We start from the raw sequence: 12,521 nt of genomic DNA on the forward strand, positions 1-12,521 counted from the left end.
TTACAGGGATTCTATTTTGATTATACCAGTATGCTTGATTCTAATGTTATACTTTTATTTTTTAATTATAAATAATAATAACATAATGGTGTTTTAGTGAAAAAGTCCTCTTTATCTGTATCCCTTTGTATCCCACTGTTCTGCTTACCTGTTTATGCCGATGTAAACTATTCTATTGATGTGAACGAGCCTGAACATCATTTGGCTAAAGTGGAAATTCAATTTCCTAAAACCAAATCCACAGCATTGAAGGTGAATTTACCTATTTGGCGTACGGGGAAATATCAAATATTACCCTTGGCGGATAACGTGCGTTTATTCACTGCGTCAAATGAGCAAGGTGAATTATTACCGTGGCAAAGAACGGCCAGTGGAGAGTGGCAGATAGAGCTATCTGAGCCTGAATCAGTGACTATTTCTTATCAGTTACATGCTAATTTATTAGGCCAAAGAGTGAACCATATTAGCTCAACGCATGCTTTTTTGGATGCATCGGGAACCTTTATGTACAGTCCAGAGTTTCGGGGTGACAAAGTGAATGTGAGTTTATCGGTGCCGGCAGGCTGGAAGAGTTATTCGGGGATGGAGAAAGGAGAGCGGGGGCATGATTTTGTTGCTGCCAATTATAACGTGTTAGTGGATTCTCCTATTGAATCGGGCTTAAATCAATATCGAGAGTTTTCGGTGGAGGGTAAGCAATATGAATTAGTCGTATGGGGTCAGGGAAATTATGATCTGCAAAACATAGTGACCGATTTGACTAAACTGAGCAGTCAAGCACAGGTCATTTGGAAGGGGTATCCTTTTTCACGTTATCTTTATATGGTCCATGCCACGAGCGGTGAAAGTGGTGCGACTGAACACCTTAATTCAACCATTATTCAAAAACCGCGGTTTAGTTTTAATGAACGTGAAGATTATCTTAGCTTTATCAAAACGGCCGCTCATGAGTTTATCCATACTTGGAATGTTAAAGCATATCGTCCTAAAGGTTTGGTGCCATATGATTATCAGCATGAGAAGCTTAGCGAATTACTGTGGATGGCCGAAGGATCGACAAGTTACTTTGGAAGTCAATTGTTATTAAGGGCGGGGATCATCACTCCCCAAGAATTCTTTGAAGACTTAGCGAAGCGGATAGCACTCAGTCAACTTACCCCTGGCAATAAAGTGCAATCTGTTGCTGAGGCGAGTGTCAATCAATGGGTCAGTACTGGAGATGATTACGCCATTAATAATAGTGTTAATATCTATTCTGAAGGCTATTTAACATCACTCGCTTTAGATTTTTCGCTATTGGATACTACGTCGCTTGCTGTCTCCTATCGAGATGTTCATAGTCAGCTTTATCAACATCATTCAGTACCAAAAACCTATGATGTCGATGATGTAAAAACGATTTTAAAAACATTATCGGGTCAAGATTATCAAGAGTGGTGGTCGAAATATGTTGAATCCCCAGTTCAGCTTGATTTTAATACTCTACTTAAACACGCGGGCTTAATATTGAATCATGGCTATGATCCGAAGATGAAGCCATTTGCTGGCATGGTACTAGAAGAGGGAAGTTTAGTCTTAACACAAGTATTGCGTGATAGCCCGGCTTGGAATGCGGGACTGTCCATCGGTGATGAATTACTGGCGATTAATGAGTTGAAAATTACCACTGAAGGAGTTGAAAAACGGCTTAATGATTTTAACGTAGGGGAAATTATCAACTTAACCGTGTTTCAAGAAGAACAGCTGAAGTCGGTTGCTTTACGATTAAAAGAGCAGCAGAGTGCGCCTTTACAATTAAAAAGTGTCGCTTCTCCTACTCAGGAGCAGAAGGCATTTTTTACCGCTTGGTTAGGTATTCAGTGGCCTTTTGATGAGAAAGGTGCATGGAGTAAACTTTAATAATCTATCCGCAGTAACCTGAGGATAGATTATAATGGCAACCCCTAAAAGGTTGCCATTATAATACTCAGTAAGAATAATTGAATCAGATCAATATGACTTTAAAGAGTATGAAATTTATTCTGAAAATGGATAACTAGTTATCTTCGATTCCACCCAGTCCAGCGATGAGTGTATTCATTAAAGCGATTAACTCTGAACTCATTAATGCAAAGTCAGCATCGAGGCGAGTTAATGGATCTTCATCTCCCACGTCGTCATTTTCTGCTCTAAATTCTTCAGAGAATTTAAGGCGTTTTAGGCTAGCATCGGATTGTAATAAAAATGCAATGGATTGCCCGAAATGCAAAGCCAGTTTATGGACTTGTTTACCGACTTCAATGTGGGCGAGTACTTCATTTTCACTGAGATCTTGTTGCTTAAAACGAACAATCCCCCCTTCATCAGAATCGGCTTTTAATTCAGCTTCATCTTGCATTTCAAAACCTTGAGCGGCGGTCTCATCTTTAAGCCATTGAGTTAATTGAGTTTCGATAGGAACTTGAAAACTTAGCGGTATTATAGGTAAGCTGCCCAGCGCTTTACGGAGTAAGGCTAACAATTCTTCTGCTTTTGCAGCGCTGCTGCTATCAACCAAAATCATGTTGATTTCAGGTAAAATTAACGCATGAATTTGACTGCGTCGAGAAAAAGCGCGAGGCAGTAAGCTGGTGATGATGTCATCTTTTAATGCATCTTTCTCTTTCTTGGCTAATTGGCGATTTTCTTCTGTTTCAATGAGAGCAACTTTGTCCTCTAACGCTTCCTTTATAACTTGCGCAGGTAGAATTTTTTCTTCTTTGGTTGCGCAAATTAAATGTCTATTTTCTGCTGTATGCACTAAGGCTTGTCCTAATTTACCTAAAGCATTAGAAAAACCAAATTGACTGATATCTTGACTTGAACAGGGTGAAAAAGTGAAATCTGCTAATGATTTTTCAACTTTTTCAGTATCAATATCAAAGGGTTTATTGAAGCGGTAAAGGGTAAGGTTTTTAAACCACATAAGTTGAGTGCTCAATCAAAAATAAAGCCCGCAGTGTAAGGCATTGCCGCAGTCGGGTAAACCACTGGCGAAGGCTTGTCGTCGTCTTTTTTGTGTTGTCTTAAAATTGTCACTTTTCACACTTTTCAAAAATGGTTGTTTTTTATTTCGTTTTAGTGATCTTATCGGCATAAATCAATTGAAATGCATCATAAGATTAACATTGAAATAAAAATGCAACATAAAGATTGCATTATAGCGCTTGAAAACCAATAACGAAGGCGAATATACGCCAAAGGATGAATTGATGAACGTTTTTTATAAAACACTATTAGCTTCTACGCTGGCTTCACTCACTTTGGTCTCTGCCCAGGCTGATGATGCAACAAATCAAAATCAAAATCAAAATCAAAATCAAAATAAAAGTAATGTTGAAACATCATATGGCAATATTGACAGTGAGCGTGGTAATACTATGCAAAGCCAGCAAGCATCCGATGATGTTTTAATTCTATATGGCAAGCTTAATATTACTGCTCAGTATAATGATGTTTATGATATGGATAACGCAACAAGCGAGACCAGTAATACTATTCAAAGTAACCAGTCACGTTTAGGGGTGAAGGGCGGCTATCAAATTACCGATTCTTTACAAGCCTTTTATACCATTGAATATAAAGTGGATACAAGCTCTGATAGCTCTGATAACTTTACCGCTCGAAATCAGTTTGTCGGTTTAAGAGGGGACTTTGGTTCACTGGCAGTGGGTCGTAATGAGACTATTTTTAAACGCTCTGAAGGTAAAGTGGATCAATTCAATGATCTTGATGGTGATATTGATCGTTTGTTTAAAGGTCAAAACCGCATGGCGCAAACGGCGACATACTTAACACCAGACATGAATGGTTTTCGAATTGGAGCGACTTATGTTGCCGATGCCGAAGCGAAGCAATATGGTGAAAATGGCTATAGTGTGGCGGCATTTTACGGCGATAAAGCGTTGAAGAAAACGATGTTTTATGCTTCTGTTGCCTATGATGATAATATTAAAGGCTATGAAATTATTCGTGCGACAGCGCAAGTTAAAATCATGAAACTAAAGCTCGGCGCGATGTATCAACAGCAAGAAGAGACTTATGATAGCAGTGGTGCAGTATCGGGTGACCGTGATAATGGTTATTTATTGAGTGCGGCCTATCCCATTAAAGATTTTACCCTTAAAGCACAATATCAAGACATGGAAGAAGTTGGGCAATCTTGGGCGGCAGGATTTGATTATAAGCTGGCTAAGCCAACGAAACTACTCGCCTTTTGGATTGATCGTACTTATGATTCAGAATATACAGGTAATGGTAAGCAAACTGATAAGTATTTTGCAGTCGGGATAGAGCAGAAGTTCTAATGTGATCTCAAGCCGATCTAATTCGATAGCGTAAGATAAAAGAAGGAGGCATAGGTCTCCTTCTTTGTTACAGTGTAAAGTTAAAAAGATGAGATTATTGCTTTAAAAAAGAATAATCGTACGTTATTTCATATTTTTGTAATAAAATTGACCAATAATAGTCGGGTAAAATTCACTGATAGAAGATTAATTATGACGGCAAGGATATTAATTGTAGAAGATGAATTAGCGATTAGAGATATGCTAACTTTTGTACTTGAGCAACACGGCTTTAACACTATTGCTGCAGAAGACTATGATTCTGCATTAGCTAAACTGTCTGAACCTTACCCTGACTTAGTCTTGCTTGATTGGATGTTTCCTGGAGGCAGTGGTATACAATTAGCGAAGCGTTTACGCCAAGATGAGTTTACTCGCCAGATCCCAATCATTATGTTAACAGCACGTGGAGAAGAAGAGGATAAAGTGCGTGGATTGGAAGTCGGGGCTGATGATTTTATTACTAAACCTTTTTCACCCAAAGAGTTAGTCGCGCGTATTAAAGCTGTTATGCGAAGAAGTGCCCCTACCTGTTTAGAAGATACGATTGATGTACAAGGATTACAACTTGATCCTGTGAGTCACAGAGTGACAGTCGGTGAAGAAGTGATTGAAATGGGGCCAACTGAATTTAGGTTACTGCATTTTTTTATGACTCACCTTGAACGTGTGTATAGCAGAGAACAGTTGTTGGATAATGTCTGGGGGACGAATGTTTACGTTGAAGATAGAACCGTTGATGTTCATATTCGGCGGCTACGTAAAGCCATACAGCTTGAAGGACATGATAGGCTGATCCAGACAGTACGGGGCGCAGGGTATCGATTCTCTGCGAGATGATGAAGTGGGCAACTATAATGAGTAAAGTGACTAAGATTATCAGTTGAATTAAAGCTAATTATTACAGTGTATTGTGCTGTAGTTGTTGTTTTAAATGACGCATCAGATAGATAAGGATATTTAGATGATAAAATATAAGTCAATTTCTCATATCAATATAGTTGTGGATGATATCGCTAGGGCCAGTCAGTTTTATCAACAGGCATTAGGCGCCATACCCATTCAATACTTTGCTCATTTTAAGAATGAGGGATTTGCAAAATCAGCAGGCTTTATGGAAGAAGCTAAAAAAGTGGATGTTTGTATTCAATTTTTGCAAATCCCAACCGAGCCTGCTCCTTTGTTTATCGAGTTAATGGAATACCATTACCCTAAAGGTGCCGATAGAAGGCCCTGTGGTAATACTAATGACATTGGTGGTGTGAGACATGTGGCTTTAGGTGTTGAAAATATTGATGTCGCTTTTCAATTTTTAAAAACGATTGAGGGAGTTAGGATGATCAGTGACGCTGTAGATTATAAGCCTTACACGATCAGCCCAATTAAAGCTGATGATTTTATTTTTTTTGATGGATCGCTTGAAAGCAGTGCAAAAGAAAAAGACAATGTCTGTCATATTATAAGTGAAATTCGCTTTTTCTATATTCAAGACTGTTATGGTGTTCAATGGGAACTTGAGCAAGGCCATGATGATATTGGCAGTCAATGAATATAAACAAGCTGTTGGCTTGAATAATCGCTCCATAAGTTAATATGTTGAGTTGATGATAGAGAACTTGACAGTGTTATTGCATTTTTGAATCCCCGACTCTCTATCGTCGTATTGTGGTAGTATTATGCTTGATTCCTATTCTGGTTCTCGTTTGTTTTCTCGCTTGATTTTTTTTATATTTTTTTGTTTTTCTCTTGGTCTATTATTCGGTAAAGTCAGCGAAATAATCATGTTGGGTAGCATTGGGTTATTAATATGGCATTATCACCAAATATCTCGCCTGAATTATTGGCTGTGGCATGATAGACGTTTAACGCCGCCCAATGGGAGTGGGAGTTGGGAAGGTGTATTTAATGGCATCTATCGATTGCAAGGCAAAAATAGAAAGCGAGTATCGCAATTGGCTTTTATATTAGGTCGGTTTAGACAAGGGGCTGAAGCGTTACCTGATGCGGCCGTGGTATTGGACTCTGGGCATAACATTTTATGGTGTAATCAATTGGCTCGTTTGTTGTTAGGATTTGTATGGCCGCAGGATAATGGTTTGCGGATCGATAATCTTATTCGCCACCCTGATTTTTCGTTGTATTTGAAAAAAGGAGATTATACCGAGCCCTTTGAGCTTGCAGCGCCGCTATCTAACATTGGAGTGCTTGAAATTCGTATTATGCCTTACGGTACAGGTCAGTTTCTTTTGATCGCGCGTGATATTACCCATGTTAGGCAGCTTGAAACGATGCGAAAAGATTTTGTGGCCAATGTTTCCCATGAACTTAAAACGCCTTTAACAGTATTGCAAGGGTATTTGGAGATGATGCAAGGCATGGCTGAGCCTGACTCTCCTTCGATTAAAGCCATGGATCAAATGCAGCAACAAACAACCCGCATGAAATTAATGGTAGAGCAATTACTGGCGCTTTCTCGTATTGAAGATGCAAGCAGTATTGATCTGGAAAAAACGATTAATATGTCAGCTCTTTTTCGGGTATTAAAAGAAGAAGCTAACGCCTTATCTCAAGAGCAATATAGACTGAGTTTTATCTGTGATGAGCAATGTGATGTGCATGGTGATGAAGTGCAATTAAGGAGTGCCTGTTCAAATTTAATTTCTAATGCCATTCGTTATACCCCTGAGGGGGGAGTCATCAATATTAGCTGGAGGCAAACACCTTCTGGAGGCACCTTTAGTGTGACTGATACCGGAGAGGGAATCGCTATGCAGCATATTGGACGATTAACAGAGCGCTTTTATCGAGTTGATAGTGCGCGTTCAAGGAGCAATGGTGGTACAGGCTTAGGTTTAGCGATAACTAAGCATGCCCTGAGTCATCATCAGAGTGAGCTCAATATTGTCAGTGAACTAGGGCAAGGGAGTACATTTAGTTTTGTGATCCCACCGCATTTGTTAAAAATGCAATGATAACGATGAAAAGTATGAGTGTCATTGTTGTGTCATCTTGTTGTCATAGACTTGTCATGGTCGCAATCGATACTGGCTGCGTTAAACAAAATAAGCTGAATATTGGAGCGAAAAATGAAACTGAAACAGCTGATTAGCGCAGTTAGTTTGACTGCCGCAAGTATGTTTTCTGTCAGTACAATGGCGTCTATCGATCCCAGTTTACCTACTTATACAAAAACAAGTGGTGTATCAGGTAATTTGTCATCGGTTGGATCAGATACTTTGGCTAATATGATGACATTATGGGCTGAAGAGTTTAGAGATATATATCCCAATGTGAATATTCAAATACAGGCCGCAGGTTCTTCTACTGCACCGCCCGCATTAACGGAAGGCACATCTCAATTTGGCCCTATGAGCCGTAAAATGAAACCAAACGAAATTGAGGCATTTGAAAAACACTACGGGTATAAGCCGACTCGGATCCGTGTTGCGATTGATGCATTGGCTGTTTTTGTTCATAAAGATAATCCAATAAAGGGACTGAGTATTGAGCAGATAGATGATATTTTTTCTGCAACCTATAAATGTGGTGGTCAAGATGCAACCCGTTGGGGAGATCTTGGATTGACAGGCCGTTGGGCTGCTAAAGATATTCAACTTTATGGCCGTAACTCAGTATCGGGGACTTATGGCTATTTCAAGAAAAAAGCCTTATGTAAAGGCGATTTCAAAGCCAATGTGAATGAACAACCAGGTTCAGCATCGGTTGTACAATCTGTTTCGCAATCTTTAAATGCGATAGGCTATTCAGGGATTGGTTATAAGACAGCGGGTGTGAAAGCGGTTGCGATTTCTAAGAAGGGGGCAAATTATATTGAAGCTTCTTCGGAAAATGCAGCCAATGGAAAATATCCGTTATCTCGCTACTTATATGTTTATGTTAACAAAGTACCCAATAAAGAGTTGGCACCGATGGATCGTGAGTTTATCCGCTTTGTTTTATCTCAACAAGGGCAGAAAATTGTTGAGAAGGATGGTTATGTCGCATTACCTCGAGGGGTTATTGCTAAGGATTTAGAAAAAGTCGGTATACGTTTGTAATCTTTATTGCGCTAGGGTGAAGGCCTCTTTGTGAGGTCTTTCTTGTGGTAGTTGATGATCAAAACAATGAGGGCTTGTGGCATCGTTAATTTGACTACTTCAGGCAAGTCTTAAATTGAATAAAGCAAAAAAAATGGCAACACTCTAAAGAGGGCTGCCATACAATAATTTATGATGAAAAAGGTGAACAATAATGAGGTGAATTTAGCTTAGGTCTAAGAAAATAAATGGTTGGGTCAGGATTTGACGTTACGCTAGCATCGCCTAAACGCTGAACTCTTATTTATCTGCTTGACCTAAATGATATTCAATAAATGCCATACCATACTTCATTGCTGTTCATTGCTGTTCATTGCCATTTTCCAAATAAGCACAAAATATGCTTTAAAAGGGAGATGATAAATGATGAAACCATTCAAAAATAATCGCTTCATATTATCAGAGTACCTAAAGTTGGATAAGTTCAGTTTTCGGCAAAAATAAAGAGATTTATGCTTTGATAAGGCGAAATAATACCCTGTGTAATCATCTATCACCTTGAGGTTTTGATAGAATCGTCGTGTGCGCTGACTTTGATTGAGATGCAGCGATAAGCATTGAAAGTCAGCAGCAAGAAACTACGGGTATAAAACAGCAAAAAAATGGCAACGCTCTAAAAGAGGGTTGCCATACAATAATAATTCATGATGAAAAAGGTGAACAAGAATGAGGTGGATCTCGCTTAGGTCTAAAAGAATAAATGTTGGGTTAAGGACTTGACGTTACGCTAGCATCGCCTAAACGCTGAACTCTTATTTATCTGCTTGACCTGAATGATATTCAATAAATGCCATATCATACTTCATTGTTGTTCATTGCCACTTTCCAAATAAGCACAAAATATGCTTTAAAAGGGAGATGATAAATGATGAAACCATTCAAAAATAATCGCTTCATATTATCAGAGTGCCTAAAGTTGGAGAAGTTCCATTTTTAAGAAATAAAAAGTCAAAAATAGAGATAGACTGAATTGCCAATAAGATTGAGTGTACCCAAGGGATTATTTTATCTTATTGATTTAAAATGGTTGTTATAACAACCTAAGGATTTATTCTATTTGGGGAGAAGCAGTGAATAATGGTTATCTCAAGAGGTTTAGAGCAAGGCGGTTTTATTTTCAAAATACATATATGCGTGATACTTCAAGATGCATGTTTTCAGAGCCAGTAAAACCAATCAATTTAAGGCGCATGATTGTGGGAATGTAGGCACCTTTTAAAAGTATGCGACACAGAAGTGATTGGTTTTAATGGCTCCTAATAGGCTGACTCTTATAAATAAAGAGGAAATCCTTTTACGCTGCGTTATTGAGCATTAATTTAGAATCACTAAATCATCTGCTCAAGAAGACCGTCATGGTCGTTCACTCACATCCATGTGAACACGACATTTGTTCATCCTTAAACATCAGATGACGGGAATGTCATTAATGCAGGAGCAATTAACGACCTTGCCTACAAGGCTTTTAATTCCAGCTGAATCCTGCATCTTGAAGTATCACGGGTATAGATACAAAAAAGGCAACCGTCTTGAATAAATCAAGTGTTGCCTTCTGATCAATTTATTGATCAATGGGGTGTCGTTAGAGACCCCAAGGGAGAATGATGAACACTAAATTACATGTTCAATAAATTAGAGTGGTGTCTTTACGTATAGTTCAATTTTTTTACTAAAAAATTAAAATAATTATAACCTATTGTATTAAGATGCTTTGTTCGTTTTAAAGTAATGCGATTATTTTATCTTCTAGTGCTTCAGGTTTGGTCGTTGGGGCGAAACGTGCTGTGACTTGACCCGTTTTATCAATAATGAATTTTGTGAAGTTCCATTTTACTTTTTCAGAACCGAAAACACCTTTTGCTGATGTTTTCAGATATTGATAAAGAGGATGAGCTTGGCTGCCATTGACATCAATTTTTTGAAAGAGTGGAAATGTAACCCCAAAGTTCAATTCACAAAAAGCACTGATTTCATCATTACTGCCTTGTTCTTGTTGACCGAATTGATTGCAAGGAAAACCTAAAATGACGAGCCCTTGAGATTGATATTTTTTATACAGTGCTTCTAATGCTTTGTATTGAGGAGTAAAACCACATTTACTTGCAGTATTTACAATCAAAACAACTTTATTCTCATATTGTTTTAAGCTGACGTTCGTTCCTTGTATATCGATTGCTGAAAATTGATAAATAGAGTCTGCCATAGGGTGTCCCTTTTATTGGTGCATGAAAATAAAGTTGATGATAATTTAAGCTTTCATTGTTATTTCACTTTACTGTCATTTTATCTTGCGCGCAATATAAAAATAACAGTAAAGTGAAAACTGCGTAAGTACTGGCGTTGATAAAAAGACGGTAGCATATGATAATTTATTTAAAAACAGCTGAGATAATGATGCTCATTCTTAAGCATCATAGAATCGAAATGGTTGAATATCTAGGAAATACAGCCTCAGCTTACATAAAATATTTTATATGAGGTCTCTCGTCATTCGAGCGACAAACATACCGTCACTATTGGCCTCGAATGGCCAAATGGTTAGCATGGCATGCTGTTTTCCTGTAAAGGGATGAATGAGAGTGTCTAAGCTAAATTCAGGATGCGCTTGTAAGAAGGCATTGACCACCTCTTCATTTTCAATGGAAGAAAGAGAGCAGGTAGCATAGACGAGCTTGCCTCCTAGTTTGACAGCTTGGGCGCTACGACTCAGAATATCAAGTTGCAGAGGGGCTTTGTCTAAAACGGCGGAGATATCACTTATCCAGCGTAGATCAGGATTGCGTCGCCAGGTACCAATACAGCTGCAAGGGGAATCGACTAAAACGCCATCGAAGTGTTTGCTGCTGACAGGTAAGGCATCATTTTTCCACGGTAGTGTTTTAATACCCTTGAACTTTGCACGTTTGGCTCGCTTATTTAACTCTTCTAATGCTTTGTTTCGAATATCAGAGGCAATGATCTTGCCTGTGGACTTGGGATCTTGTCTCAACATTAATGAACGTAACTGTAAGCTTTTCCCTCCTGCGCCAGAGCACGCATCCCACCAATTTTCATGGGGTTTAGGAGCACAAATATGACCAATGACTTGTGAGCCTAAATCTTGTATTTCTAATTGTCCTTGATTATATAGAGGCAGTCCATTTAAGTTAATGTTCTTGTTGCCTAAATGAATACTGTCTTCAAAAGCAGTATTTGAGCTGGCTTCAATTCCCGCTTGATGAAGTTGTTTAAGCGCTTTATCGGTGCTTAGATGTTGCACTCTTCCCCAGATTGGCGGACGTGAGCTGAGGGCTTCAATAAGCGGGGAGATATTGTCTTCTTGGAAAACATCGACCTCCTTAAACCAACTGGGTACTAAGTCTGTTAATTGAAAATTCAATGACGTGATGGTTTCAAGTAATTGCAGCTTACCTTTATTGGTTTGTAAATTGATGGGGGTTGACAGGTTAGTCTCAGCATCGATTAACAAAAAAGGACTTAAGGTGCTGGAAGCTGCTATATCTAATTGGGCAAAATGAAGCCATGCACTGATAAGATCTTTCCATGGGTGGCTTTCAAATAATCCGCTTAATCCGAGCTGCAGATACCAGTTGAGATCATTGCTCTCTTGTTCATCAATTTTTTTTAACCAACCCCACCAACGAAATAAAGCAAATAATGTTTCTCGAATAATTTTTCTGTCTTTAGAACCATGTTTCTTATTTTCTCTAAAATATTGAGCCAAGATCCGATCGGCTGGCTGCTTGGTGCTCATAATTTCATTAAAGAGTTTTTGCAGGGTTTGGCTATAACTGAGAGCACGTTTTTGAATTGGAGTCGTCGCCTGAATACTAAGGGGGTTATCCATGAATAATAATGGCCTAGATCTAAATGCTGGACGGTGAATGACGAGCACGGATTATAATGGAAGTGAATTATATACCCAAGCGAGCAAAAGATACTAGGGGGTGTTGACAATTGGCCATGATTAGCTGATTAAGATACAATTTTTCTCTTTGAAATTCATATGTCTCGTAAAATGATTAGCGATAAGCAGTGGCGACGAATTCATTCACTGCTT

At 38.7% G+C, this 12,521-nt stretch carries 9 protein-coding genes; 6 read left to right on the forward strand and 3 right to left on the reverse strand.

All coding sequences use genetic code 11. The features are described 5' to 3' along the window. Positions 1–96 precede the first annotated feature (96 nt). Positions 97–1,899, forward strand: a complete 1,803-nt coding sequence (locus tag L2764_RS16570; protein WP_248941374.1) for a M61 family metallopeptidase — start codon at positions 97–99, stop codon at positions 1,897–1,899. A gap of 136 nt (positions 1,900–2,035) precedes the next feature. Here the strand turns inward: L2764_RS16570 and rdgC are convergent, their stop codons facing one another. Then, the gene (gene rdgC, locus L2764_RS16575; RefSeq protein WP_248941375.1) at positions 2,036–2,944 is read right to left on the reverse strand and encodes a recombination-associated protein RdgC; all 909 of its coding nucleotides are present in this window, start codon (positions 2,942–2,944) and stop codon (positions 2,036–2,038) included. A 454-nt stretch (positions 2,945–3,398) separates the two neighbouring features. Here rdgC and L2764_RS16580 point away from each other — a divergent pair, with 454 nt between their 5' ends. The 5 genes from L2764_RS16580 (at position 3,399) to L2764_RS16600 (ending at position 8,422) form a co-directional block, all read left to right on the forward strand. Then, the gene (locus L2764_RS16580; RefSeq protein ID WP_248941384.1) at positions 3,399–4,325 is read left to right on the forward strand and encodes a porin; all 927 of its coding nucleotides are present in this window, start codon (positions 3,399–3,401) and stop codon (positions 4,323–4,325) included. 192 nt (positions 4,326–4,517) lie between these two features. Then, the gene (phoB, locus tag L2764_RS16585; RefSeq protein ID WP_248941376.1) at positions 4,518–5,204 is read left to right on the forward strand and encodes a phosphate regulon transcriptional regulator PhoB; all 687 of its coding nucleotides are present in this window, start codon (positions 4,518–4,520) and stop codon (positions 5,202–5,204) included. 124 nt (positions 5,205–5,328) lie between these two features. Beyond that, positions 5,329–5,913, forward strand: coding sequence for a VOC family protein (locus L2764_RS16590; protein WP_248941377.1), 585 nt, complete (start codon positions 5,329–5,331; stop codon positions 5,911–5,913). Between the two features lie 127 nt (positions 5,914–6,040). Beyond that, complete coding sequence (gene phoR / locus L2764_RS16595; RefSeq protein ID WP_248941378.1) at positions 6,041–7,336, forward strand: phosphate regulon sensor histidine kinase PhoR; 1,296 nt, start codon at positions 6,041–6,043, stop codon at positions 7,334–7,336. Positions 7,337–7,450: 114 nt separating this feature from the next. Next, entirely contained in the window at positions 7,451–8,422 is a 972-nt protein-coding gene (locus tag L2764_RS16600; RefSeq protein WP_248941379.1) for a PstS family phosphate ABC transporter substrate-binding protein, read from the forward strand. Between the two features lie 1,759 nt (positions 8,423–10,181). On the opposite strand, the gene L2764_RS16605 is transcribed toward L2764_RS16600, so the two are convergent. Next, on the reverse strand, positions 10,182–10,664 hold the full coding sequence (locus L2764_RS16605; protein WP_248941380.1) for a glutathione peroxidase: 483 nt from the start codon (positions 10,662–10,664) through the stop codon (positions 10,182–10,184). A gap of 267 nt (positions 10,665–10,931) precedes the next feature. After that, positions 10,932–12,308, reverse strand: a complete 1,377-nt coding sequence (locus L2764_RS16610; protein WP_248941381.1) for an RsmB/NOP family class I SAM-dependent RNA methyltransferase — start codon at positions 12,306–12,308, stop codon at positions 10,932–10,934. Between the last annotated feature and the right edge of the window lie 213 nt (positions 12,309–12,521).

It is taken from the genome of Shewanella surugensis (genome assembly GCF_023284005.1).
Lineage (GTDB): Bacteria > Pseudomonadota > Gammaproteobacteria > Enterobacterales > Shewanellaceae > Shewanella > Shewanella surugensis.